General features: G+C 61.7%; 25 protein-coding genes. 13 read left to right on the top strand and 12 right to left on the bottom strand.

The window, feature by feature from the left end; genetic code table 11:
- The first annotated feature begins 88 nt into the window (after positions 1-88).
- Positions 89-445 (top strand): hypothetical protein, encoded by a 357-nt coding sequence (locus REH34_RS23310; protein WP_226503602.1) that lies wholly within the window; start codon positions 89-91, stop codon positions 443-445.
- 358 nt (positions 446-803) lie between these two features.
- Positions 804-1,721: a D-alanyl-D-alanine endopeptidase gene (gene pbpG, locus REH34_RS23305; protein ID WP_226503601.1), complete on the top strand. Its 918-nt coding sequence runs from the start codon at positions 804-806 to the stop codon at positions 1,719-1,721.
- A 95-nt stretch (positions 1,722-1,816) separates the two neighbouring features.
- Here the strand turns inward: pbpG and REH34_RS23300 are convergent, their stop codons facing one another.
- Entirely contained in the window at positions 1,817-2,788 is a 972-nt protein-coding gene (locus REH34_RS23300) for a sensor domain-containing diguanylate cyclase (RefSeq protein ID WP_226503600.1), read from the bottom strand.
- Positions 2,789-2,944: 156 nt separating this feature from the next.
- Complete coding sequence (locus REH34_RS23295) at positions 2,945-3,412, bottom strand: hypothetical protein (protein ID WP_311969294.1); 468 nt, start codon at positions 3,410-3,412, stop codon at positions 2,945-2,947.
- Positions 3,413-3,663: 251 nt separating this feature from the next.
- Between REH34_RS23295 and REH34_RS23290 the strand changes: the two genes are divergently transcribed.
- The 3 genes from REH34_RS23290 to REH34_RS23280 are packed head-to-tail and all read left to right on the top strand — an operon-like array spanning position 3,664 to position 6,387.
- Positions 3,664-4,347, top strand: a complete 684-nt coding sequence (locus REH34_RS23290; protein WP_311969293.1) for a response regulator transcription factor — start codon at positions 3,664-3,666, stop codon at positions 4,345-4,347.
- Positions 4,325-5,716 carry a HAMP domain-containing sensor histidine kinase gene (locus REH34_RS23285; RefSeq protein WP_311969292.1) on the top strand — a complete coding sequence of 464 codons (1,392 nt, stop codon included), beginning with the start codon at positions 4,325-4,327 and terminating at the stop codon, positions 5,714-5,716. The genes REH34_RS23290 and REH34_RS23285 overlap by 23 nt, the downstream gene beginning before the upstream one ends.
- Positions 5,713-6,387: a response regulator transcription factor gene (locus REH34_RS23280; protein WP_311969291.1), complete on the top strand. Its 675-nt coding sequence runs from the start codon at positions 5,713-5,715 to the stop codon at positions 6,385-6,387. The genes REH34_RS23285 and REH34_RS23280 overlap by 4 nt, the downstream gene beginning before the upstream one ends.
- A 134-nt stretch (positions 6,388-6,521) precedes the next feature.
- On the opposite strand, the gene REH34_RS23275 is transcribed toward REH34_RS23280, so the two are convergent.
- From REH34_RS23275 to REH34_RS23255, 5 genes are all read right to left on the bottom strand, one after another.
- A complete protein-coding gene (locus REH34_RS23275; protein WP_226503595.1) occupies positions 6,522-7,295 on the bottom strand; it encodes an enoyl-CoA hydratase in 774 nt (257 codons plus the stop codon).
- Between the two features lie 20 nt (positions 7,296-7,315).
- Positions 7,316-8,443: an acyl-CoA dehydrogenase gene (locus REH34_RS23270; RefSeq protein ID WP_226503594.1), complete on the bottom strand. Its 1,128-nt coding sequence runs from the start codon at positions 8,441-8,443 to the stop codon at positions 7,316-7,318.
- Between the two features lie 4 nt (positions 8,444-8,447).
- Positions 8,448-9,641: an acetyl-CoA C-acyltransferase gene (locus REH34_RS23265; protein ID WP_311969290.1), complete on the bottom strand. Its 1,194-nt coding sequence runs from the start codon at positions 9,639-9,641 to the stop codon at positions 8,448-8,450.
- A gap of 44 nt (positions 9,642-9,685) precedes the next feature.
- The gene (locus tag REH34_RS23260) at positions 9,686-10,453 is read right to left on the bottom strand and encodes an SDR family NAD(P)-dependent oxidoreductase (RefSeq protein WP_311969289.1); all 768 of its coding nucleotides are present in this window, start codon (positions 10,451-10,453) and stop codon (positions 9,686-9,688) included.
- Positions 10,454-10,525: 72 nt separating this feature from the next.
- Complete coding sequence (locus tag REH34_RS23255; protein WP_311969288.1) at positions 10,526-11,560, bottom strand: AraC family transcriptional regulator ligand-binding domain-containing protein; 1,035 nt, start codon at positions 11,558-11,560, stop codon at positions 10,526-10,528.
- Between the two features lie 225 nt (positions 11,561-11,785).
- Here REH34_RS23255 and REH34_RS23250 point away from each other — a divergent pair, with 225 nt between their 5' ends.
- Together REH34_RS23250 and REH34_RS23245 are read left to right on the top strand one after the other, a co-directional pair.
- Positions 11,786-12,757, top strand: coding sequence for an alpha/beta hydrolase (locus REH34_RS23250; protein WP_311972142.1), 972 nt, complete (start codon positions 11,786-11,788; stop codon positions 12,755-12,757).
- A 35-nt stretch (positions 12,758-12,792) separates the two neighbouring features.
- Positions 12,793-13,746, top strand: a complete 954-nt coding sequence (locus REH34_RS23245; RefSeq protein WP_311969287.1) for a D-2-hydroxyacid dehydrogenase family protein — start codon at positions 12,793-12,795, stop codon at positions 13,744-13,746.
- 54 nt (positions 13,747-13,800) lie between these two features.
- Here REH34_RS23245 and REH34_RS23240 read toward each other — a convergent pair whose 3' ends face one another.
- Together REH34_RS23240 and REH34_RS23235 are read right to left on the bottom strand one after the other, a co-directional pair.
- The gene (locus REH34_RS23240) at positions 13,801-14,952 is read right to left on the bottom strand and encodes a PQQ-dependent sugar dehydrogenase (RefSeq protein ID WP_311969286.1); all 1,152 of its coding nucleotides are present in this window, start codon (positions 14,950-14,952) and stop codon (positions 13,801-13,803) included.
- A gap of 28 nt (positions 14,953-14,980) precedes the next feature.
- Positions 14,981-15,304 (bottom strand): hypothetical protein, encoded by a 324-nt coding sequence (locus tag REH34_RS23235; RefSeq protein WP_311969285.1) that lies wholly within the window; start codon positions 15,302-15,304, stop codon positions 14,981-14,983.
- A 235-nt stretch (positions 15,305-15,539) separates the two neighbouring features.
- Here REH34_RS23235 and REH34_RS23230 point away from each other — a divergent pair, with 235 nt between their 5' ends.
- Positions 15,540-16,004 carry an LEA type 2 family protein gene (locus tag REH34_RS23230; RefSeq protein WP_226503702.1) on the top strand — a complete coding sequence of 155 codons (465 nt, stop codon included), beginning with the start codon at positions 15,540-15,542 and terminating at the stop codon, positions 16,002-16,004.
- Between the two features lie 21 nt (positions 16,005-16,025).
- Here REH34_RS23230 and REH34_RS23225 read toward each other — a convergent pair whose 3' ends face one another.
- The gene (locus REH34_RS23225; RefSeq protein WP_226503587.1) at positions 16,026-16,280 is read right to left on the bottom strand and encodes a hypothetical protein; all 255 of its coding nucleotides are present in this window, start codon (positions 16,278-16,280) and stop codon (positions 16,026-16,028) included.
- A 138-nt stretch (positions 16,281-16,418) separates the two neighbouring features.
- Here REH34_RS23225 and REH34_RS23220 point away from each other — a divergent pair, with 138 nt between their 5' ends.
- On the top strand, positions 16,419-16,736 hold the full coding sequence (locus REH34_RS23220; RefSeq protein ID WP_311969284.1) for a DUF883 family protein: 318 nt from the start codon (positions 16,419-16,421) through the stop codon (positions 16,734-16,736).
- A 50-nt stretch (positions 16,737-16,786) separates the two neighbouring features.
- On the opposite strand, the gene REH34_RS23215 is transcribed toward REH34_RS23220, so the two are convergent.
- Positions 16,787-17,818: an Ldh family oxidoreductase gene (locus REH34_RS23215; RefSeq protein ID WP_311969283.1), complete on the bottom strand. Its 1,032-nt coding sequence runs from the start codon at positions 17,816-17,818 to the stop codon at positions 16,787-16,789.
- Between the two features lie 164 nt (positions 17,819-17,982).
- Here REH34_RS23215 and REH34_RS23210 point away from each other — a divergent pair, with 164 nt between their 5' ends.
- Positions 17,983-23,109, top strand: coding sequence for a dermonecrotic toxin domain-containing protein (locus REH34_RS23210; protein WP_311969282.1), 5,127 nt, complete (start codon positions 17,983-17,985; stop codon positions 23,107-23,109).
- Between the two features lie 140 nt (positions 23,110-23,249).
- Positions 23,250-23,633, top strand: a complete 384-nt coding sequence (locus REH34_RS23205) for a fe2+ zn2+ uptake regulation protein (RefSeq protein ID WP_311969281.1) — start codon at positions 23,250-23,252, stop codon at positions 23,631-23,633.
- A gap of 9 nt (positions 23,634-23,642) precedes the next feature.
- On the opposite strand, the gene REH34_RS23200 is transcribed toward REH34_RS23205, so the two are convergent.
- Positions 23,643-23,834: a hypothetical protein gene (locus tag REH34_RS23200; protein ID WP_226503582.1), complete on the bottom strand. Its 192-nt coding sequence runs from the start codon at positions 23,832-23,834 to the stop codon at positions 23,643-23,645.
- A 173-nt stretch (positions 23,835-24,007) separates the two neighbouring features.
- Here REH34_RS23200 and REH34_RS23195 point away from each other — a divergent pair, with 173 nt between their 5' ends.
- Both REH34_RS23195 and REH34_RS23190 read left to right on the top strand, forming a co-directional pair.
- The gene (locus REH34_RS23195) at positions 24,008-24,175 is read left to right on the top strand and encodes a hypothetical protein (RefSeq protein ID WP_226503713.1); all 168 of its coding nucleotides are present in this window, start codon (positions 24,008-24,010) and stop codon (positions 24,173-24,175) included.
- Between the two features lie 317 nt (positions 24,176-24,492).
- Positions 24,493-24,873 carry a Mor transcription activator family protein gene (locus REH34_RS23190; protein WP_226503581.1) on the top strand — a complete coding sequence of 127 codons (381 nt, stop codon included), beginning with the start codon at positions 24,493-24,495 and terminating at the stop codon, positions 24,871-24,873.
- Positions 24,874-24,877: the final 4 nt, after the last annotated feature.

Here is a 24,877-nt window from a genome sequence, read left to right as displayed (position 1 = left end):
TTTTTTACAATTTTACTGTCATAGTTTGTACGGCGGACCTTGAACTCACAGAGAGCTTAAGCGCCAGGTCGTAATACGAGGAACCATCATGATTCGTCATCTTCCCAAAATTGCCTTGTTGGTCGGCGCTCTCGCTGCCGCCGGCCAAGCCTCTGCACACCCGTATGGTGGTCATTGGGGTGGCGGCGGCTGGGGCGGCGGCGGTGCAGGCGCAGGTGTATTGGGTGCTGTACTCGGCGCAGCGGTCGTCGGTGCAGTAGTGGCTACCCGACCTGCACCCGTGTATGTCGAACAGCGCCCGGTGTATGTCGCCCCGCAACCGGTGTATGTACAGGCGCCACCACAGCCGGTCTATTACCAGCCAGCGCCGGTCTACTATGCACCACCGCCGCCACCACCGGGCTACTACGCCCCGCGCGGCTACTACGGCCCACCACGCTGGTAATCAGCGAGCCGGGGAGCGCTCCGGCCCGCTGCTCACCCATAGCCCCGCCTAGTGCGGGGTTTTTTATGGCCAGCGCCTACCGATATTGACGCTTCGAGGCCCCTGCAAACGGCAATTGTCTTGGTTTTCAATGAAAAAGATTTAACTTCTACAGCCAATCGACAGTTGTGGGGCCATACTCATAAAATGTAACGGTTTTTTACCACCCTATTTTTTGCGCCAACGATGAACCTTGCAGGAGCGGGTTCTGCACGTGAAGCTCTCCGGGCTTCGCGGGCAGAGCCCGTTCATGCAATCAGCTCCGGAAACGCAGAACCATTTGCTGTTATTACCCACTTTTTCCAGGTGAGCGCTACACGTGAAAAAATCTCTTTCGATTCTGAGCCTGTTGCTGGTTCTGACAGGCGCTGCCGTGACGTCGAATGCCCTCGCCACCGAAGCTTCCCTGCAGCGCGACCCCGCGCAATTGCACCTGGCCTCGGGCAGTGCCTTGCTGGTGGACTTGCAGACCAGCAAGGTCATCTACCAGAGCAAAGCCGACCAGGTCCTGCCGATCGCCTCCGTGACCAAGCTGATGACCGCCATGGTGGTCCTCGACGCCAAGCAGTCGATGACCGAAGACCTGACCGTCGACATTAGCCAGACCCCGGAAATGCGCGGCGTATTCTCGCGGGTCAAGCTGGGCAGCACGCTCAACCGCCATGACATGATGCTGATTGCCCTGATGTCGTCTGAAAACCGCGCGGCAGCGACCCTGGCTCATCACTATCCAGGTGGCTACAGCGCGTTCATCGCCGCCATGAACGCCAAGGCGCGCTCGCTGGGCATGGACCACACCCATTACGTGGAGCCGACCGGGCTGTCGATCCACAACGTGTCGACCGCACGTGACCTGAGCAAGTTGTTGATCGCCGCACGTCGCTACCCGATGCTCAGCGACTTGAGTACCACCCGGGAAAAGACCGTGGCCTTCAGGAAGCCCAACTACACCCTGGGTTTCCACAACACCGATCACCTGCTGAACAAGAGCAACTGGGATATCAAGCTGACCAAGACCGGCTTCACCAACGAAGCCGGCCACTGTCTGGTGCTGGTGACCAGCATGGCCGGGCGGCCAGTGGCGATGGTGATCCTCGATGCCTTCGGCAAATACACCCACTTCGCCGATGCCGCGCGCATGCGCAGCTGGATGGAAACCGGCAAGAGCACCAAAGCTCCGGCGGTAGCGATCCAGTACAAGCTCGACAAGCATGGCGAACGCCAGGCGATGGAGTGACAGGCGCAGTGACCTGTAGCGAGGAGAGTGTGCCCCAGTGGTCCGCCAGCGACATTGCCTTGGCCGTTAACCACAACTAGGGGCAAGCCCTCTCGCTAGAGGTTGCGTCTGCGTGACGCCAGTTTTTGCTGAAGCATCGCCGAGTCGGCTTCACCGAGCAGAGCTTGCACGGTGACATGCCGGCCCGGGTCATACGCGGTCATGCCCATGCTGCAACAGATCTCGTAACCCCGCCTCTCATGCTCGTTCCGGGCCGCCAGCGCAGCGCGAAAACGCTCGATGATCAAACGGCTGTCCGGCTCTGCCGAGCCCATCAGCAGCGCGACGAACTGGTCAGCGCCAAGCCGACCGATGGTGTCCATCTCACGCACCACCGAGGCCAGCACCTCGGAAAAGGTCACCAGAGCGCGATCGCCCTCACCGGGACCGAAGCGCTCGTTGATCGTCTTGAACTGATTCAGATCGAAAAACAGCAGCGATGCCGGGGTGTCCATGCGCTTGCAGATACTCAAGGAATGCGCAGCCAGGGTTTCGAAACCGCGCCGGTTGGCAATGTGCGTCAGGTGATCGATGGTAGCGATGCGCACAGCTTCGATTTCCTGCACGGCCATGCTCGCCAGGTCCTTGAACAACTCGCGCTCCTCGGCGTCCAGGGTGCGCGGGCGGGTGTCGATCAGGCACAGGGTTCCGACGTTGCTGCCGTCACCGACTTTCAGCGGACAGCCCGCATAGAAGCGAATATTGGGGGCACCGGTGACCAGCGGATTATCGGCAAAACGCTCATCGCTACCGGCATCGGGGATCAGCAGTATCTGATCATTGAGGATGGCATGGCCACAGAAGGACACTTCTCGCGGGGTCTCGCTGACGCCCAGGCCGGAACAGGACTTGAACCACTGACGGTTGCTGTCGACCAGGCTGATCAAGGCGATAGGCACATCGAACAGTCGCCGCGCCAGGCGTGTCAGGCGGTCGAAACGCTCTTGCGGGGGCGTGTCGAGAATCTGCAGCGAACGCAGTGTCGCAATGCGCTGATACTCGTTGGCAGGCTGAGCAGGTGCAAGCATCGGAACCTCCAGGCAGGTGAAGCCCTAAGCCTAGCTGATCGATGCAGGCGTGCCCGCTCACTGTCACGGGGGCCTTGCCCGCGAAACCTATTTACCTGACGCCCTGTATGCGCCTGGCAGATTCGTCGCGGACCAGCCCCTCGCCACAAGGACACATCAGGCAGTGGTGCTGACCGATGTGCCCGACGTGCTACTGCCTTCGTCCGTCAACGCTTGCAACAAAGCGGCATTGGCGGTTTGCAGCTCGCTTGAAACACTGCTCACCTGAGCCGATGCCTGGGCGACGGCTGCGGCCTTGGCTTCTGCGCTCTGGGTGCTGGACTGAGCCTTTTGCAGGGCCTGCTGCTCTTGTTGCAACTGCTTTTGCAACTGAGCGATCTGCTGCTTTAGCTGCTTGACGGTATCGCTGGTGGTATCGGTGCTGGAAGAGTCACCAGACCCACCTGTGCCCGCGCCGGCGGAAGTCTTGGTAGCAGCGCTGGCGCCAGCGGTCGCTGTGGTCGACGATGTGGCAGTGGCATCGGTGCTGGCGGTAGTGTCTTCTGCCGCAGCCTTGGCCTTGGCGGTAGTGGTGAGCGCCAGGGTCGATAGACTCTGACTGGAGCTGAGCGAAACGCTGACCATAGTGGGTTCATCCCTAGAGTGGAAAAAGAGTTCTAGCGGACAGTCCATCGGCTTTGCGGCGCAGGTCTTGAGCACTATCGGGTAACGTCAAGGATACAAACAGATACATAACCGTGAACGGCAGAACCCTGGGATCGGGGCTAGCATCACTTGGCCTCAGCCGTCAATATGAAACAATCTTCAGAATGTCATGCAGTATTTGTTGGCACAATGATTGTGTCTAAAGCCGAAACCTCTGGGTAGATCACACCATGACGCGCGTATTGACCATCGAAGACGATGCCGTAACTGCCAGGGAAATCGTGGCAGAACTCAGTAGCCATGGCCTGCAGGTCGACTGGGTCGACAATGGCCGTGAAGGACTGGTCAAAGCGGTCAGTGGCGTCTATGACGTCATCACCCTGGACCGCATGCTGCCGGAACTCGACGGTCTGGCGATCGTCACCACCCTGCGCACGATCGGCGTCTCCACGCCTATCCTGATGATCAGCGCCCTGTCAGATGTCGACGAACGTGTCCGCGGCCTGCGTGCCGGTGGCGACGATTACCTGACCAAGCCATTCGCCTCCGACGAAATGGCCGCACGTGTTGAAGTCCTGCTGCGCCGCAACAGCACCACGGCAGCGCCGAGCAACGGTCTGAAGGTCGCCGACCTGGAACTCGACCTGATCAGCCGCGAAGCCAAACGTGGCGAGCAATCGCTGAATTTGTTGCCCACCGAATACAAGCTGCTCGAATTCCTGATGCGTAACGCTGGCCAGATCCTCACTCGCATGATGATTTTCGAGGAAGTCTGGGGTTACCACTTCGATCCGGGTACCAACCTCATCGACGTGCATATCGGCCGCCTGCGCAAGAAAATCGACCCCGCCGGCACCGTGCCTCTGATCAAGACCGTTCGAGGTTCTGGCTATGTCATTGCCGAACCCCTCTGAGGGTTGGCGCTCCTCCAGCAGCCGGCTGCTGGCGCTCTACAGTTTTCTGTTCGTGGCCTGGGGGAGCATCCTCATGGGCGTCATGTACTACGAGGTGTTCACCTACCTGGACAGCCTCGCACGGCATTCGCTGATGCAGCGCGAACAGCTGTTCTCGCGCTTTCAGGGCCGTGATCTGGAAGATGCGCTGGCCGCCAGTTCGACCTTCGACGACCGCGCCTTCGACGCCTATGGCCTGTTCGACGATCGCCTCAATCCCCTGGCGGGCGAGCTGTTGCGTATCCCTAAAGGCCTGCCGCTCGACGGGCAGATCTATGAGCTGGACAAGTGCATCGACTCGGACAACGACAACATACCTGACGACGCCTGCGACGCAGTGGCCATGCCGACCCGTGACGGTCGCTGGTTGGTGCTGGTGCGTGACAACGGCTCGTTGTTCGCCGTCACCCGCATCATTCTCCATGCATTGCTGTGGGGCATGTCGCTGACCATCATTCCTGGAGCGCTGGCCTTCCACTTCCTGCGGCGCCGGCCGCTGCGGCGTATCCGTGCGATTCAGGACAGCGCCGATGCCATCGTCGCCGGTGACCTGACCCAGCGCTTGCCGCTGTCGGACCGGCGCGACGAACTGGATCGCCTGGCCGCCATCGTCAACACCATGCTCGACCGTATCGAACGGCTGATGATGGAGGTCAAGGGCGTGTGCGACAACATCGCCCACGACCTGCGCACCCCTCTGACCAGACTGCGTGCGCAGATCTATCGGATCAAGCAGCAAAACGACCGGGACCCGCAATTGGGCGAACAGCTCGACGAGGTGATCAGCGAAACCGACACCTTGATGGCCCGTTTTCGCGGCTTGCTGCGCATTTCGGAGATCGAGGATCACCGGCGCCGCTCAGGCTTCGTCCAGCTCGATCCCCTGGCACTGTTACAGGAGCTGCACGACTTTTATCTGCCCCTGGCCGAGGAAGGTGAATTGACGCTGGAACTGCAACTGCCCAATTCGGTGCCCCAGCTGCATGGCGACCGGGCGTTGCTGTTCGAAGCCATCGGCAACCTGCTGAGCAACTCGATCAAGTTCACCCCCAAGGGCGGCGTGGTCACGGTACGGGCGAGTGTCGAACAGGGTGCTACACGCATCGATGTCGAGGACACCGGCCCGGGGATTCCGGCCTCCGAGCGCGAGGCAATCTTCCAGCGCTTCTACCGCAGTGACGATAGCAGCAACCAGAGCGGCTTCGGTCTCGGGCTGTCGATCGTCGCAGCCATCGTCAATTTGCATGGATTCACTCTGGACGTCGGCGCCAGCCCTGAAGGGGGCGCGCGTTTGACCTTGTTGTGTCGGCAGACCAAGGCGCTGGTATGAACACGAACCTGCTGTATATCGCGCAACAACGGGACGCGCAGTTGCTCCACGGTCTGTGCAGTGAAGGCCAACGGGTCACTGCTGCGGAGCCGGTGGATGCCGAGCGCGCGCTGAAGGGCGGTGGCTATGCCTTTATTCTGCTCGACCTGGTAGAGCTGCGGCCGGAATTACTGGCGCTGTGCGTCGCTCATCGCGGCGCAGCGGAGCTGTTGGTGCTGTTGACCGACAGTGATCGCCAGGCCCGTATCGAAACCCTGCGCGCCGGGGCCGACATGTGCCTGTCACGGCCGCTGAGCCTGCTCGAGCTGCAGGCCCGAATGGAAGCCCTCAGCCGCGATCATCGCAGCGACACCAGCGCTGCCACCGAGCAACTGTGGCTATCCAACAGCCGCTTGTTGCTGGGACGCGGCAGGGACGGTGGCGTGGTGGCCGTGACGGTCACCGAACAGCGCCTGCTGATCCTGCTGGCCCGGCAAAACGGCGCCATCAGCCGTGACGCCATCGAGCAAGCGGTGTGGGGCAGCAATGATTCAAGCCGCAGCACGCTGATCGAGCGGCATATCTGCAATCTTCGCCGCAAGCTCGGGCAACTCAATGCGCCCCATGCGCTGCAGACGTTACGCGGGTTCGGCTACTGCCTGAGCGAGACGATCGAACTGCGGGTGGAGTGATCGCCGTCAGGTGATCAGCGCTCCTTACCGCCTCTTCGCGGGCAAGCCTTGCTCCGACAAATTGGAACTGTGCAACCTGTGGCAGCAAGGCTTGCCCGCGAAGGCGCCCGCGAGAACATCCCAGCGTCACGGCCTCAACGATGCTTGAACTGCGGCTCGCGCTTGGCGACGAACGCCGCCATGCCTTCTTTCTGATCCTCGGTCGCAAACGCCGCGTGGAACACTCGGCGTTCGAAACGAATCCCTTCACTCAGACTGACCTCGAAGGCGCGCTCGACGCTCTCTTTGACCATCATCGCCACTGGCAGGGATTTTTCCGCGATGCTGGCAGCGACCTTGAGCGCCTCCTCCAATAGCTCGGCCTGAGGCACGATCCGCGCTACCAGCCCGGCGCGTTCGGCCTCTTCGGCCCCCATCAAGCGCCCGGTGAGACACAGCTCCATCGCCTTGGCCTTGCCGATCGCACGGGTCAGGCGCTGGGTGCCGCCCATGCCAGGCAAGACCCCGAGCTTGATTTCCGGCTGACCGAAACGGGCCGTATCGGCGGCCAGGATGAAGTCGCACATCATCGCCAGCTCGCAGCCGCCCCCCAAGGCAAAACCTGAAACGGCGGCGATGATCGGCTTGCGCCGGTTGGCCACACGATCGGCCTCGACGAACAGATCATCCAGATAGATCTGTGGATAAGTGCGCTCGGCCATCTCCTTGATATCCGCTCCTGCGGCAAACGCCTTGGCCGAGCCAGTGAGCACGATGCAGCCAATGCCGGCGTCGGCATGCAACACGTCGAGGGCATGATTGAGCTCGCTGACCATCTGGCCATTGAGGGCATTGAGGGCTTCGGGGCGATTGAGGGTAATCAGCGCCACGCGGTCACGGGTTTCGAGCAGGATGCTTTGATAGGACACGGTCGAGAACTCCTTGGCAGTTACAGGTTGCGGGCAATCACCAGGCGCTGGATATCGCTGGTGCCCTCGTAGATCTGGCAAATCCGCACATCACGATAGATGCGCTCCAGAGGGAAGTCATTGAGATAGCCATAACCGCCGAGGGTCTGCAACGCCTGGGAACAGACTGTCTCGGCCATCTCCGACGCGAACAGCTTGGCCATCGACGCCTCTGCCAGCGCCGGCTCGCCGGCATCGCGCAGGCTGGCGGCATGGTAGACCATCTGCCGCGCCACGCTGATCTGGGTCAGCATATCGGCGAGGCGAAAAGCCACCGCCTGATGCTCGATCAAGGGCTTGCCGAAGCTTTCGCGCTCGCGGGCATAGTCGCGCGCCACCTCAAAGGCCGCACGGGCCATGCCGACCGCCTGGGCAGCGATGCCGATACGTCCGCCTTCAAGGTTGGCAAGGGCGATACGATAGCCCTCGCCCTCCTCGCCCAGGCGGTTCTCTACCGGAATGCGCAGTTCGTCGAGTTGGATCTGGCAGGTGTCCGAGGCATGCAAGCCAAGCTTGTGCTCGACCCGCACCACCTGGTAACCGGGGGTGTCGGTGGGCACCAGAAAGGCACTGATGCCGCGCTTGCCTGCCGCCGGATCGGTGACCGCAAAGACGATGACCATGCCAGCGTTCTTGCCGGAGGTGATGAACTGCTTGGCGCCATTGAGGATGTAATACTCACCCTCGCGGCGCGCGCGGCACTTGAGGCTGCTGGCATCGGAACCGGCCTGGGGCTCGGTCAGGGCAAAGCCGCCGAGCATGGCTCCACTGGCCAGGGGCTCGAGCCAACGCTGCTTTTGCGCATCGCTGCCAAAGCGCAGGATCGGCACGCAGCCCACCGAGTTGTGCACGCTCATGATGGTCGAGCACGAGCCGTCACCGGCGGCGATTTCCTCGATGGCCATGGCATAGGCGACATAGCCGGTATCACAGCCGCCCCACTCTTCAGGCACCAGCATGCCGAAGAAGCCGAGCTGACCCATTTCGGCGATGGCTTCATGGGGAAAACGGTGCTCGCGGTCCCACTCAGCCGCGAAGGGCCGCAGGCGCTCCTGGGCGAAATCTCGGGCCGCATCGCGAATTTGTCGTTGTTGTTCGTCAGGTAGCATGGTTTTACTCCAGAGATTCGAGGGCCATGGCCGTGGCTTCGCCGCCGCCGATGCAGATGGCAGCGACGCCGCGGCGCACACCGCGTTGGCGCAACGCCGCCAGCAAGGTCACCAGGATGCGCGCCCCTGAGGCGCCTATCGGGTGCCCAAGTGCGCAGGCGCCGCCGTGCACATTGACTTTGTCGTGAGGCAGGCCGAGCCGGGCCATGGTCACCAGCGCGACCACGGCGAAGGCTTCGTTGATTTCAAACAGATCGACATCGTCCAGACGCCAGCCGGTGCGCTGCATGAGTTTCTCTATGGCACCCACCGGCGCTTGCGGGAACAGCCCCGGCGCAGCGGCGAAGGCCGCATGCCCATGAATGATAGCCAGCGCCCGCAAGCCTGCCGCTTCGGCCTCGGAACGGCGCATCAGCAGCAAGGCCGCCGCGCCATCGGAGATCGAACTGGAATTGGCAGCGGTCACCGTGCCGCCCTCGCGAAAGGCCGGCTTGAGCGTGGGTATCTTGTCTAGACGGGCCTTGGGCGGTTGCTCGTCGTCGGTGATCAAGCGTTGCTGCTTGTTGAGAGTGACTTCTACCGGAACGATCTGCGAGCGAAACCAGCCTTGCTCGATCGCCTGCTGCGCACGCTTGAGCGAGGTGATTGCGTAGTCATCCTGCACGCTGCGGCTGAAATCATTGGCCTGGGCGCAGTCCTCGGCGAAGGTGCCCATCAGCCGGCCCTTGTCGTAGGCATCCTCCAGGCCATCGAGAAACATGTGGTCGATGACTCGGCCATGACCCATGCGATAACCCGAGCGAGCGCGGTCCAGCAGGTACGGCGCATTGGACATGCTTTCCATGCCGCCGACAATGACCCGCCGCGCGCTGCCAGCCGACAGCAGGTCGTGGCCGAGAATGGCGGCCTGCATGCCGGAACCACACATTTTGTTGAGCGTGGTGCACGGCGTGCCTTGGCTTAGCCCCGCCCCCAGAGCGGCCTGACGCGCCGGTGCCTGGCCGAGGCCCGCAGGCAGCACGCAGCCCATCAGCACTTCGTCGACGCTGTCCGCGTTGATATCGGCCCGCTCGACGCTCGCCCGTATCGCCGCAGCGCCCAGCTGCGTCGCGCTGAGGCTGGCCAGGTCGCCCTGGAAACCGCCCATCGGGGTGCGAGCGGTACTGACGATGACCACTGGATCATTGCTTATTGTCATTATGGGTTCCTTATTGCATTGACGGCAGCTGCGAGCTGCACGTATCAACGTGCGGCCATTCGTAACGCGCCATCAAGGCGGATGACTTCACCATTGAGCATAGAGTTCTCGAGAATATGTCGCACCAATGCGGCATATTCTTCCGGGCGCCCCAAGCGTGGCGGGAAAGGTACATCAGCGGCCAAGGCGCTGCGGACCTCTTCGGTCATGCCAGCCATCATCGGTGTCTCGAAGATTCCTGGGGCGATGGTCATGACCCTGATACCTTGGGCCGCCAGCTCCCGCGCGGCCGGCAAGGTCAGGCTGGCGATGGCGCCCTTGGAAGCCGCGTAGGCAGACTGGCCGACCTGACCATCATAGGCCGCTACCGAAGCGGTATTGATGATCACCCCGCGTTCGCCCTCGGCGTTCGGCGTATTGCGGGCCATGGCTTCGGCGGCCAGGCGCAACATATTGAAGCTACCGATCAGATTGACGTTGATGACCTTGGCGAAGGTCGCCAGATCATGGGCGCCGCGTTTGCCGAGAATCTTGCCGCCACTGACGATGCCCGCGCAGTTGATCAGCCCGTCCAGGCCACCGAAGGCTTCGGTGGCAGCATCGATGGCAGCCTGAGCATCGGCCTCCACGCAGATATCCGCCACGCTGTAGCGCGTCTGGCTGCCCAGGGCCTGCACCCGTTGCGCCAGGCCCTCGGCGTTGAGGTCGACCAGCATCACCCGAGCGCCGGCCTCGGCCAGCAAAGTGGCGGTGGCCGCGCCGAGGCCGGAGGCGGCGCCAGTGACCAGGAATCGTTGGCTGTCGATGTGCATGGGGCCCTGCTCCTTGCTTGAATGGAGAAAACTATCCCCCCGCAAGGTAGCCACCGGCAATGGTCAAAACACTCAATCAGCCTGAGCGGTTTGGCCGTTGGCGCCGAGGATCAACTGCCGATACTGGCCCGGATTGGCACCGGACCACTTGCGAAACGCCTTGTAGAACGAACTGGTGTCGGCAAACCCGAGCGTCTGGGCGATATCGGCAAAACTCAGCCGGGCATCGGCCATTGCGGCCACCGCGAGCTCCTTGCGCACCGTGTCCTTGAGGCGTTGATAGGTTTGCTCTTCATCGGCCAGCCGCCGTCGCAGAGTGGCGGGCGACATGCACCACTGCTGCGCCAGGGTGTCAGTCTCGGGCCACAGCGCGGGTGCCTGGGCGCGCAATTGGGCTTTGACGCGCTGGGCGAAACTGTCGGGATCGCGGTATTTGACCAGGATATTACCCGGGGCCCGCGCCAAAAACCGTTGCAGATCGGCCTCGCTGCGGCGGATCGGCAGGTCCAGGCATTCATCGGCGAACATCATCCGGGTACGCGGCTGGGCGAAACGCAGGTGCTCGGAAAACATCACCTGATAATCCCCACAGTCATCCGGCGCTGCGCTACGCAGGTCCAGGGTGAGGATCGGAATACGTCGCCCGGCCAGCCAGCAGAGCACACCGTGCACGATCATCCAGAACGTGAAGCAGGCAAAGGCGCGCACAGGCGGCGCCGCGACGTCGTGGATGACGATTTCCACCAGCCCCTGGTGGCGGGTCAGGCGCGCGGCGAAGCGATCGAGCATCAACGACAGAAACGTCAGCATCGATTCCAGACCGTGCGCCACGGTTGGCTGGGCGATGGCGCCACGGCAGATGAACGCCAGGCTGCCGCTGCGCAGCGGGCGTGGGTCCATGGCGAAGAATTCATCGTCCAGGCGCCGCGCCAACAGGCGCCACAACCGCGCATAGGCACGCGCCGACACCCGGGCGTCGATCTGCTGCAACTGTTGCGGGTCGACCCCGGCGCTGGTCAGCATCGGCACCACCTCAGCGCTCGACAAACCGCTTTGCAGCAGCGCTTCACGCACCATCTGCATGGAAATGCTGTCCCGCTGTGCCATGGTCTTACCTTGTTCGATGTCTTATTGTGGGCAACTGCGGCCAGGCATTGTCCGGCTGATAGCGGGCCCGTGTCACTGCGCCATCTTAGGGGGCTGCCGGGCAAAAGTCAGTGGGCCATGCAACCGTAGCGCCCACTCAAGGTCTGTGGCTGCAACGCCGCCCCGATGAACGACCCCGAGGAATCGACCATGTACCGTTTTTCCGCCCTGCTGCTGTCCTGCCTGATGGGCACCAGTGCGATGGCCGCCGAAACCGCTCCCACCTACGGGCCTGAACTCCAAGGCTTCGACTACCCCTACACCTTGAAACACTTCACCTTCGAGTCGCAGGGCAACAGCTTGCAAATGGGTTACATGGACGTCGCCGCCAACGGCAAAGCCAACGGTCACACCGTGGTATTGCTGCACGGCAAGAACTTCTGCGCGGCGACCTGGGAAAGCTCGATCAAGGCACTTACCGACGCCGGTTACCGGGTCGTCGCACCGGACCAGATCGGCTTCTGCACCTCCAGCAAGCCCGAGCACTACCAGTACAGCTTCCAGCAACTGGCTGACAACACCCATGAATTGCTCAATGATCTGGGAGTCAAGGAAGCGACTATCCTTGGCCACTCCACCGGTGGCATGCTCGCCACTCGCTACGCGCTGCTCTACCCCTCCGAGGTCGAGCGCCTGGCGCTGGTCAACCCTATCGGCCTGGAAGACTGGAAAGCCCTGGGCGTACCTTATCGCACGGTCGACCAATGGTTCGACCGCGAGACCAAGCTCGATGCCCAGAGCATTCGCAAGTACGAGCAGCACACGTATTACGCCGGCAGCTGGAAGCCCGAATACGACCGTTGGGTGACCATGCTCGCCGGCCTCAACCAGGGCCCGGGGCACAACGTGGTGGCATGGAACTCGGCGCTGATCTACGACATGATCTTCACCCAGCCGGTGGTCTACGAGTTCAAGGACCTGAAGATGCCGACCCTGCTGTTGATCGGCGATGCCGACACCACGGCGATCGGCAGCGACATTGCGCCAGCCGACGTCAAGGCGCGCATCGGTCACTACAATGTGCTGGGCAAACAGGTGGCGCAGATGATTCCCCACAGCACCCTGGTGGAGTTCCCGGGCTTGGGCCATGCACCACAAATGGAACAACCCGCACAGTTTCACCAGGCTTTGCTGAGCTGGCTGGGAAGTACCAATTGAAGCAGACCCAATGATATCGATCAGGAGCAAACTCGATGAGCGCATTGCGCATTGCGGTGCTGGATGACTGGCAGGCCGTCGCCAGCCAGGTAGTGAACTGGGCGCCCCTGCAGGCATTGGGCGAGCTTGTGTTCGTGCACGATTACCCGGCCGCGACGGCCGTCTTGATCGAGCGCCTGAAGGACTTCGACGTGATCTGCGTGATGCGCGAGCGCACCGTGTTCGACAAGGCGCTGATCGACGGCTTGCCACGCCTGAAACTGCTGGCCACTGGCGGTATGCGCAATGCCGCGCTGGACCTGAACGCAGCCCGTGAACGTGGCGTGCTGGTGTGTGGCAGCGACAGCTACAAGCATGCCGCCCCGGAGCTGACTTGGGCGCTGCTGATGGCGTTGCAGCGCAACCTGGTAGCCGAGGCCAATTCCCTGCGCAGCGGCGGTTGGCAGGTCGGGCTGGGCGGCGACCTGTACGGCAAGACCTTGGGTATCCTGGGCCTGGGCAGCATTGGCCAGAAAGTCGCCGGTTACGCCAAGGCATTCGGCATGCGCGTGATCGCCTGGAGCGAAAACCTCACCGAAGCCCGCGCCAGCGAGGCTGGCGTGACATGGGTCAGCAAACAGCAGCTGTTCGAACAGGCCGACATCCTCACAGTACATCTGGTCCTCAGCCCACGCAGCCAGGGCCTGGTGAACGCCCAGGCGCTGGGCTGGATGAAGCCGACCGCGTTGTTGATCAACACTTCGCGAGGGCCGATCGTCGACGAGCAGGCGTTGATTGACGCCCTGCAACACCAACGCCTGGCGGGCGCGGCCCTCGACGTGTTCGCACGGGAGCCCCTGCCCGCCGACCACCCGTTGCGCAGCCTGCCTAACCTGCTGGCCACGCCGCATATCGGCTATGTCACACAGAACAACTACCGGCAGTTTTTCGAGCACATGATCGAGGACGTATTGGCCTGGCATGCGGGTACGCCGATCAGACTGTTGTAGGGAGAGCCAGCACCCACTTGGCGCATGGGTTGGCCAGCTCTCCTTGCTGTCAGGTCATTTCAGGCCGAGCTTGAGCAACTGGCCGTCGGGCTCGTCAGTGAGCACGTAAAGGTAGCCATCGGGCCCTTGGCGCACATCGCGGATGCGCGCCTTGAGCGGTGTCAACAAGCGCTCCTCGTGCACGGCCTTGTCGCCATCGAAGTGCAGGCGCAGCAACTGCTTGCTGACCAACGCACCGATGAACACGTCATGATCCCAGGCCTTGAAGCGATCGGCGCTATAGAACGTCATGCCGCTGATACCGGGCGACTTGAGCCACACATGGTGCGGCCCGGCAACGCCATCAGCGGTCTTGCCACGGGACTCGGGAATCGGCTGGCCGGTGTAGTCGATGCCATGGGTGGTAATCGGCCAACCGTAGTTCTTGCCCTTCTCGATGATGTTGATCTCGTCACCGCCCCGCGGGCCGTGCTCGTTGGTCCAGAGGGTACCGGTCCAGGGATTGAGCGCCGCACCCTGCTGATTGCGATGGCCGTAGGTCCAGATTTCCGGGCGCACACCCGGCTGGCCGACGAAGGGGTTGTCCGGCGGAATCTTGCCGTCCGGGAATATGCGCACCACCTTGCCTTGCAGCTTGGACAGATCCTGCGCGGTGGAGCGCTTGTTGTTCTCGCCCAGGGCGATGAACAGATAGCCGTCGTTGTCGAACACCAGCCGTGAACCGAAATGGTTACCCATGGACAGTTTTGGCTCTTGGCGGAAGATCACCTGAAAGTCTTCAAGACGGGTCAGGTCGGCCGACAGCTTGCCGCGGCCAACGGTGGTACCGGCACCACCGTTGGGCCCGCCCCCTTCGGCGTAGGAGAGATAGACCAGGCGATCCTCGGCAAAGCTGGGCGACAGGGCCACGTCCAACAAGCCGCCCTGCTCCTTCTCCCAGACCTTGGGCGTGCCATGAATGGCCTTTGATACCTTGCCATCTGCCGTCACCACCCGCAGGTAACCCAGACGTTCGGTCACCAGCATGCCCTTGTTGTCAGGCAGGAAAGCCACTGCCCACGGGAAGTGCAGCCCCTCGGCCACCGTTTCGACGGTGAGCTTGCCGTTTTCGCTGGGGGATTCATGCACGGGCCCGGCGCTGGCCAGCAGTGGCAGGGTGAAACAGGCGACGGCGCAGAGGCTGGCCAGCATTTTTGTTGGGGTCATCGAGGATTCCTTTTGCATCTCGCGGCGTTCAAGGCGTAATGGGACGGGGAGGATGAATGGGTTCGAGCTGCGGAGCCTTTGGCGTCGGCCGTAAATTCTGGCCGTTGCCTACGCCACCGTTTTGCAGCGTAGGGGGTCGCGGGTTGATCTGCTGGCGCTGGGCAGGCGACTGCGGTGCGAGCGGCTCGGTACCTTGCAGGGAGTTCGGGTTGATACGCCGAATGGGGCTGCTGTACGGATTGGCCTGATCGTTGGCGGCCAGCCAGTCGATGCCGCCCGTGGCCGCCTGGGCCAGGCTCCAGGGAGCTGCGATCAGCAGCCATAGAAAGATACAGCGAGCCACGACACTCATGAACAACGGTCCTTGCGGTAAGGTTGATTGCGGTTGTCTGGGCAAGCATAGAAGCCATGGCATCGAATGGAAGCAAACAGACCGACTCAGGTGTTTCCAGCTGTGACATCAGTGCAGCGAACGACAACACCCAATCTGCCGAACCCCTTATGCCAGAAGTGGTCGCAGTTAGGTAGCGAGTCACCGCCACCCTTCGCGAATTTCATCTGCCGCCCAAGAGAACATCATGCCTTCAATGCTGCGCACCTGCCTCACGGCCACTTTGCTATTGACCCTGAGCGCTTGCGCATTATTGCCCCAGCGCGATCCGGTCAACATCAGCGTAGTCGGGTTCGAACCATTGCCCTCACAGGATCTCGAGTTGCGCCTGGCAGTAAAGCTGCGCCTGCAGAATCCCAATGACAATGTCATCGATTACGACGGTGTGGCCTTGGATCTGGACATCAACGGCCGCGGTCTGGCGTCGGGTGTGAGCGACCAGCACGGCTCGATCGGGCGTTTTTCAGAGGCGGTATTGACCGTCCCGGTCAGCGTATCGGCTTTTTCGGCGTTGCGTCAGGCGCTGGGGCTAAGCCAAAGTCAGGGGCTGCAAGGCCTGCCCTACGTGGTACGGGGGAAACTGGCGGGGGGATTGTTTGGCACGGTACGTTTCAAGGAAAGCGGTGTGATCGACCTGGGCACCCTGGGGCAGGTGCCCTGAAACGCTCAGGCAACGCTTGAATTATTTGGCCGCCGCCATCAGCTTGTTCACTTCGCTTTTGACCATGTTGGCGTATTCGGGCGGCGACATGGCGTCCAGTTCGGCCCTGACCCACTCCGACCACCGGCCTTTGCGCCGTGGTTTTTCGGCGATCAGTCGGGCTGCATCGCCCTTGGCGCGGCCGATGTTCTGCTGCCAGAGTTCATAAAGACGTGCCTTCTCGTCTTCGATCATTGCCCGCTCGGCAAAGGACTTGTTGGCCAGATTGAAACTCATCGCTCGTGCTCGCTGCCGGGGTGAAAAAGTGGGGAGCATTTTACACCCCGAACCTGGGTTTGCTGCAAACCCACTGCAACTTTCCAGACCGACAGGACTCAACAGCCTGTTGCCATATATTTATCAAGGAGTATCCAGATGGCTCGCAAGACTGCTGCTCAGGTAGCCGAAGATCAAATCAAGGACCAAGCGTTCAGCGAGCTGGCATCGCTGATCGAAGAGTCCGAAAAACTCCTCAAGGACGGTGCGTCTCTGGTGGGCGAAGAGGCGGACAGCCTGCGTGAACAGGTGTCGCAGAAGCTCAAGCAGGCCCGTGAATCAGTCAGCGGAGCCCGCGAGCGAGCGCAGCCGGTCATCGAAGCGACCCAGACCTACATCGGTGGCCATCCGTGGCAGACCGTGGCGGTTTCGGCCGGGTTTGGCCTGGTCGTCGGCCTGCTGCTGGGTCGCCGCTGATCCAGTGATGCAGTGAGGGGCCTGCCTCTCGCTGCATGCAGCAAGCGCCGTTACAAGAACCCTTCAAGATCGCGCAGCTCGCTGGCACGCAAGGCAATACCCTCCACTTCAGCTCGAGCACGCGCCGCATAGCGTCGATCCCCCGCCATTCGCGTCAACCCAGCTGCCTCCATCTGTTTGACCAGGACTTCACTGCGCTGAGCGAAAGGTGCGCCCCGGCTTTTATCTGGATCAATGACGATGATCAGCTGCCCGGTCCAGGGCGTCCTCGCGCCTGGGTGGCCAGACCAATCGAACTCGAAAGAGAAATGCCCGCCGGTGAGGGCGGCCGCCAGCAGTTCGATCATCATCGACAAGGCCGAGCCCTTGTGGCCGCCGAAGGGCAGCAACGCGCCACCGTCGAGAATGGCTTCAGGGTCCTGAGTCGGATGACCCAAACGATCGACGCCGCTGCCGGGCGGGACCTCATGACCGTCGCGCGCGGCGATCTGCACATCGCCATGGGCCAGGGCGCTGGTGGCCATGTCGAAAACGATCGGATCACGACCGTGACAAGGGGCAGCGAATGCTATCGGATTGGTGCCGAACACCGGCTTCCTGGCGCCGTGCGGCACCACGCAGGTCATGCTGTTGACCACGCTCAACGCCACCAGCCCCTCACGGGCGAAGGGCTCGACATCGGGCCACAGCGCGGCAAAGTGATGGGAATTACGGATCGCCAGCACGGCAATCCCGGCGCTGCGCACCTTGTCGATCAGCAGCCCGCGCGCAGCGGCCAATGCCGGCTGGGCGAAGCCGTTGGCGGCGTCGACACCAACGAAACCGCTGGCGATGTCCTCGACCACCGGTACGGCCTTGCCATCCACCCAGCCGCTGGCCAAGGTCGACAGGTAACCCGGAATACGAAAGACGCCATGGCTGTGCGCCGCATCGCGTTGCGCGCTGGCGCAGTTGAACGCCAGGCATTGCGCCACCTCAGGGCGGGTGCCATGACGCTCGAAAATCCGCTGCAGCAGCGCGGTCAACTCGACGAACGAAAGATGCACCGTCGATGCATCTGCAGCGTGGCTTGTCTGCGACATGGCTCGTCCCTCCCGTTGGATGTACCGGCTGCCATTAATTCCTGGCCACAGCCGGGCTGTCAATCCACTAGCAATATCTAGCGCAGCGCCACCTGCTGGCAACCCTATGCTCCCAGGCTCCGTGGCCCAGCGTCGGCCACTCCCCGTCGCCAGGAGCCGCGAACATGACCACCACCCTGCCCTGCTTCCACGCCCACTCGCTGCGCAACGCCTTCGCACGCCAATTGGCCCATGCACGCCAAACCAACGAACTGTCCATCAACGAAGCCCAGATCCTCGCGGCGCTCTGCCAGACGCCCTGGCAAACGTCGCCGCCGCTACGCATCGATCGCCTGAGCGCTCCCGGCTGGACCTGCCATGAATTCGCCGATGCCTTGATGATCAGCCATACCGACATAGCGATCACAACGGTCTACCTGTGCTTGCCACTCTGCGCGGTCGAGCGGTTCGCCGACCGTCATCTGCTCGATCTGGCGTTGATCGAACGCTATGGCGAAGGTGACGACCAACAGGTCAGCGCCGAGCTGCTGTCCAGCTCACCTTTCGACTACTGGATGGAAAATTTCCTCAGCCGCCAGCAAGGCTTGCTCCAAGGCTGGGACGCTACCTTATTGCGACTGCCCGGTCTGCGCGGGGTCCTTCAGGACAGTCTGCACAGCGACCTGACCAGGCTCGCTGCGACGCTGGACAGCGAACCTGACAGTTGGGTCTATCAGGTCACTGCGCTGCAAGACGCCACCGATGTGCGGCAGACGCGCCGACTCGTGGACGTCGCACTCGACGATTTCTGCGCTGTACCGTCGCCCCATGACACCCGCACCCGGTTGGTCGACCCGCAGGGCGAGCTGTTGTCGACGGAGCGTCAGAACGCGTTCGACGATGCCTTCAGCTTTTCGATCAACCGTCTCAACACCTCTTTTGCAGATGCCCTCGGCAATTTCTGGGCGACTGAGGACAGCCAGGGCCGATCTCGCCTGCAACAGGCCGCCCGGGCACTGGCGCACCACTACTACGTGGCCCTACTGCAGGGCGCGCACGAGCAAACGATTGATACTGTCAGCCTGATTTGGTTGCGCAGCTTGTTGCGTGCCAACCCGGTGAACAGCGCGACACCTCTGCGCGCCCACCGGATCGCCTTGCATTCCGGAGCGCTGGCGAGCATAGAGCTCGCCGGCACCTTTGCCCTGACCGACAGTAATCCGGCCAGCACAGCGTTGTTCCTGTTCAGTGCCCGTGTCGGCCTGCTGCACTGTGCCGATGCACAGGCATTGAGCACCTGGCTCACCGACCCGGCGCAAAAGGTATTACTCGACGAAGCCATCGGCGGTCAGAACCTGGCGCCGTTGAATGTCATGAAAAACATCGAAGTTCGGCTCGTCCACATTACTGAACCGGTGTTCGTCGAGCGCCTGCGCTCGATCGTCACCACCCAGCAAAGCAATCTGGCACTGGCCATAGCGCAGCGCGGCACTGCCCCTGATGAAGTTACGGCCAGCCTGGATGACGCCTTGGATATCCGCGGCCTGTTGGCGCCCGCCTTGCTGCAACTGCGCCAATCATCCCGGTGGGCCAGTAAGGTCTCTACGACCTCGACGCCGCGCGCCACGACGCCAGCATCCGCTGCCTACCTGCGAGTGTTCGCACTGCAGACCCGGTTCAGTGAAATTCGCGCCTCCCAGCCTGACCTCAAGCGCTGTCTGAACCACCAGATCGATTTGCAACTGGCCATGCTCGGTCCCCCCTGGCTGCGGGCCGAATCCATCTGGGTATCTGATTCGTCAGCGCCCGCAGGCGACGACCGTGCGCGCGAAACACTGCTGACCCTGGTACTGGGTCGATTGGCCCGGAGCCCCGCCACCGTATTGCCTGACGACTGTGTGATCACCGATGACGACGAATGCGTCATCGAACGGTTGGACGCACACCTGCTCAATCGTCTGCTCGATAATGTGGCCAAAGGCGCAAAGAATGCCTGGGTCGGGCAATTTCATCGTTTCAACAATTACCCGCAACGGGTGGGTGCCACACAGATCGATGCCCATGGCGAAAGCCTGCAGATTCGCCAGGCCCTGTTGCGCGAAGAATTGACCATGGGCGACGAGGCCGATCAAGCCAACGCATGGGTCAGGACCTGGCTCAGGCAGGTGGTGGACCGTCCGAAGCGCGCCATGCGCTTTGCGCTCGGGGACCAACGAATCGAGGTTAACCGCGTCAACCTGCGCTTGCCCGGTAATGCTTTCGCGATTCCTCTGAGCAATGTCATTGTCCTCAGCCTCGGCCTGGAGCCAGAAGGCCGGGTAGTGCTGTGCTCACACCTCATGGGCGCGGTGGCGTTCGATTCGCTGGCCGACTGCAAGGCCGAGTTGTTAAGCCTGTTGCGGGCCCCGCAAACACAGGCTGGCTGGCTGACGCTGATCGCCGAGCGATTCCACCCGGCATTGTCGGGCAACCTGCAGAGCGAGCCGCAACAGCCCCTGCAGATCGAGACATTCGTCGAAGAGGCTGACTATGCCCGATACCTGCAACGCAGCGACGAGACCCGGCAGATATTCACCGCCGAGGGGGCCTTCAATCGAGCACGCAAGACTCGCTACCCCGGTGCGTTGTGGCTTGCGTATGTTGATCGATGTGCCGCCCCACTAGGGCTCGACTACCAGCTCGATGAAATAGCCAGCACCCTGTACAGCGATCACCTGAAACAGTTGATCCCCTCCTGGATTCGTAATGCCAGCAGCACCGACGTCAAACTTTACCTGGACAACCTGCAGCGTCTCACATTCAGCCAAACACGCGAGTCACACTACCTGTTCGGCATCCAGTCGGCCATCGGTTACGCCACCGAACATCTGCAAGCGGCCTTGACCCTGAGCTTTCCCTCGGCAAAGCTGGAGGTCGGTCAGATTCGCGTGCAAGTAGCGGAAAAATTCAAGTCCGGATTCTACTTCAGCGCCGCGGCCGAAGGCCTGATCAGCGGCGCCGGGGGCGTCAGTTTTCCTGCGCTCGATCTGTCGCTGGCCGAATACGCGCTGCACCGCGCCATGGCAGCGCCAGGCATCCCGATCAAGATCAGCCTGCGCGGCCAGACGCCGGTCCCCGCAGGGCTGACACCCGACTATGTCACCGAACTGGCGCAGCGCCTGGACATAGGCAGGCACTACTTGAGCCAACTGGAAAACAAATTCCTGCCGGGCGATGCCGACTACGCCCAGCGGCGTACGCTCTTCCATCGACACATCCCGCTGACCCTGCTGGATGCCGCGATCGAGGCAAAACTCAAAGGCGAACTCAGTATCCAGGCCTACACGCTCATCGAAGCCCTCCTGGACATGCCCGACCCGCTGGCTCGCCAGGCGCCACCAGGCGATAACTACGTCATTCGTCCCCTGTGCCTGCTGGCTGCCGACCACGTGGCTCCTGACCGGGTCGCCGGGGTCTATCTACTCGGTAACGCCGCGCAGACGTCCGGCCCGCTGGTATTGCTCGCCACCTTCCACACCGGCTTCGTGTTTCGCGAGTATCGTGACGAGCCAGATCTCATGGAAAAAATGCGTGGCAGCGGTGATTTACAGGATCTGGTGCTGCAGCGAATCGACGGTGCCGTGCGCTCGCGATACAGCCACGGCGGCCTCACGGTGCCACGGTTCGAGACCAGCACCGGCCCGGATTTCGAACACCCCATGCCACGTCCCGCCCAAACGCGCCTCACCTATCAGCCCGTCGCCGGCAATGTCGTCGATTACCTGTTCAAGGATTCGCTAGCGTATTTGCTGCGCCTGGCCAGAAGCCAGATCGTTACCAGCGAGCAACGGGATTATGCGGTCACCGCCGGCCTGTTGAAACAACTGGTCGCAACCGGGTTGTCATTTGCCAATGGCCGGGTCGCCCTGGTGTTATGCGCTTGGCAAAGTGCGCAGTGGATCAGGGGCTCGGCCACAGCGTTGGCCCAGCATGAATGGGGGCAAGCCATGTCGCAGTTCAGCGCCGCCATAGTGAGCCTGATCGCGCAGCGCACGTCCCGCCGGCAGCGACTAGGTACCGACGCCTTGCTGGCGAACACAGTCTCCGACGTCGATACCGAGTTTTCATGGCGTTTCAATGATATTCCGCCCGAATTGAAGGTGCGCCTGCAGGAATTCGTAGCAACCGATATTACCCTTGGATCACTGCAGACCGACTCCACCGCCGGCATCTATCTCGACGCGGTGACCGCAAAACGCTACGCCGCCGTCGCCGGTAAGGTGTATCAGGTGCGCAAACTTGAGGGCCGCTTGACGATCGTCGATGATCACCGCGAGGGGCCACCGCTGCGCCGCACTGCCCAAGGCCATTGGGAGATGGAAATACGCCAAGGCCTGGCGGGGGGTGGCTGTGCGTGGAGCAACCAGAACGACCAGCGAACACTGCAGCGCGAAATCGATGCGGTGTTCATCACCCAGGCCTCAGGCATGGCGGACATGCATCGGTATTATCCCGGCAATGCCAAAAAACTTGTCCGCGCCCATGCCAGGGCGCAGCGTTATCTCGAACGCTGCATGGACGCCCTGAATGTCGCGCCAGGGCAGTCAAGCATACCGAGCACCAGCCAGGAGGTACTCAAGCAATTCTTTTCGCTGACCACGGTGCCGGCAAAGTTGGTCAATGACGTCAGGCGCGCGACCGGCCAGATCTTGGCCGAACTGATGGATGCCAGCATGGATACACAGACTTCGCCCCGCTATGTATTCGGCCTCAACAAGCCAGGGGTGTCGTTTATCGTCGCCTCCACCGACCCGAAGGATGTGCGCCGCCGAATCTTCCTCACCGATACGTTTTTCGATATACCGCCGGTCTTGCGCGGTGCCGTGCGGCGTAGCCAGCGCAGCTTCGACATCCCTTCGCACTTTCGCGCGACCTCGTTGATTCACGAACTTTCACACATTGTCAGTGGCACCGAAGACATCGCCTACCTGGAAGCCTCGGCGCCCTATCTGGACATGATCGACGCGACGGGCCCCAACGGTCAGGCGTTGCTGCAGACCATCGCCAAGGCGCAGAATCAGGCACTCAATGCCCAAACGCCGACAGCCGAGCTCTTTACCGTGCTGGACAACGGTGTCAGACGTGACATCACCGATGCCGATGGCCCGGCTTTCAGTCTCGTGCTCAAAACCAGCAAGCAGAAAAACCTGCAGGACGCTCGACAGGCTTTCATGCACAACGATGCGGTGCGTCAGCGTATCATCCTCGCCAATGCAGATTCAGTTGCGCTGCTGATAACGCTGCTGTCCCGAAGCCAGCCCGGGCGCCCGTAGCGGCCGGATATAACGCATGCCGCGAGCGCAATCAAACCAGCCGATCCACATCTTTTTTTGCACAAGGGTGTGGATTTCGCCGTTTCGTTCGTCTTGTCTAGAGAGACTGTTTTCCGGACTGACTGAAAAGGAGCATTCGCATGCACAACCTCGGCTCTCCCGCCATCGACCGCTCACAGCGCAGAACGCTGCAGCGCCGCTCACGCAGCAGCGAGGAAGGCTCGTCGGTCGAGCGGGTGGATTACGATGGCATCAAGGCGCTGCTCAAGCACTTTGGCCTGCGCACCAGCCTGATTCGCTTGAAGGTGCTCGATGCCCTGCTCGATGCCCACCGCAACCAACTCAAGATCGGCGTACGTGGCGTGCACAGTTACCTGGATGCCCATGGCGTGAGCTCATCATTCCTGAGCGTGCGCGAGGTGCTCAAGCGCCTGGGCAGTGATGGCGTGATCCTCCTCGATATCGACAAGCACTACTGCCTGAGTGCCGACGCCGAGGCCTTGCTGCAAATGAAAGCACCGTGAACGGCCGTCTCAGGAACGAATGACTTTGCGGCGCATGACCCCATTGATGATCACGACCACCACGGCGACACCCATGGCGAGGTACTGAAAGGCCTTTTCAGTGATCACGCCATGGGCTTGCAGATAGGACAACCCGAGCATGATGGCCAGCGTGGCCACGGCGATCAACAGGGAGTATTTGATGCGTTGGGACTGAGTCATTACCGGTTCCTGATTGCGTTTGTATCGAGTCTGTATCAACCCTCTCACCAACTGCATACCCAGTGCGCGGGATGCCAAGGCGATTATGCGGTCACATGTTACAGCGCCGGAAGCCGATTTGGCACAGGCGCCTTTACGAACATGAGGACTTGCAGATGCTTCGTCGAATCACAATGTTGATTCCTATTCTACTGACCCTCACGTTGAGTGGGTGCTGGATATTCATGCCACCAGGCGGTGGTGGTGGCGGTCACGGCGGTGGTGGCGGTGGCGGCTATGGCGGCGGCGGTGGTGGCGGCGGCCACGGACCTGGCGGCGGCCCAGGTTTCCAGGGACGATAAAAACCAAGACGGCGGGCTCCTGATGAGCCCGCCGTTTTTTTGCCAGATCGGCGACGGGAATGTCACAAGACTTTGCTAGATGCCGCCATTCCGTTAGGCTGCGCAGCCCATTCGGCGCGGGTTGCAGGCATTCAGTGGTGTCGAGCCGACTGCTGCAGATTCGCCCTACAGCGCCAAGGAAAATCCCCTACAGATCAATCAGAAACATCCCCGCTATACGACGACCTTGTTACCTAGAGCCAGCTGCAGTGCTGGGAAAGAATGCGTCTTGCCCAAGACTCAACTTTCATTTTTCTGCTGCTGTACAAGGAAGTCCCATGAACATCGAAGACTTGAAACGTATCGACGTCACTCACCTGCCGAAATCCCTGCAAGCCTTGGTGGATTGCCTCGGTGTCGAACAGGCCTACCGCCTTACCCGGCTGTTCGGCGGGCGCCCCAAGTACATCCCCAAGCACGCCGAACGCACCAAGCTGGCCAAATCGCTACCGCCCAAATCGTTGCGCGCGCTGATCAACCGCTTCGCCGGTGCCTCGCTGGAAATCCCCAAGGCCGATCATTTCGCCCGTCAACTTCGCAATCAGCAGATCCATGAAGACAGCATGCGCGGATGCTCGCGCACAGCGCTGGCCGACAAATACGGGCTGAGCCTGCGCCAGATCGGCAACATTCGTCGCATGGATACCGTGACCAGATAATGCC

Origin of the sequence: Pseudomonas baltica, from assembly GCF_031880315.1 — a bacterium.
Classification (GTDB): Bacteria; Pseudomonadota; Gammaproteobacteria; order Pseudomonadales; family Pseudomonadaceae; genus Aquipseudomonas.
This window is presented reverse-complemented; position numbering and strand designations above follow the sequence as displayed.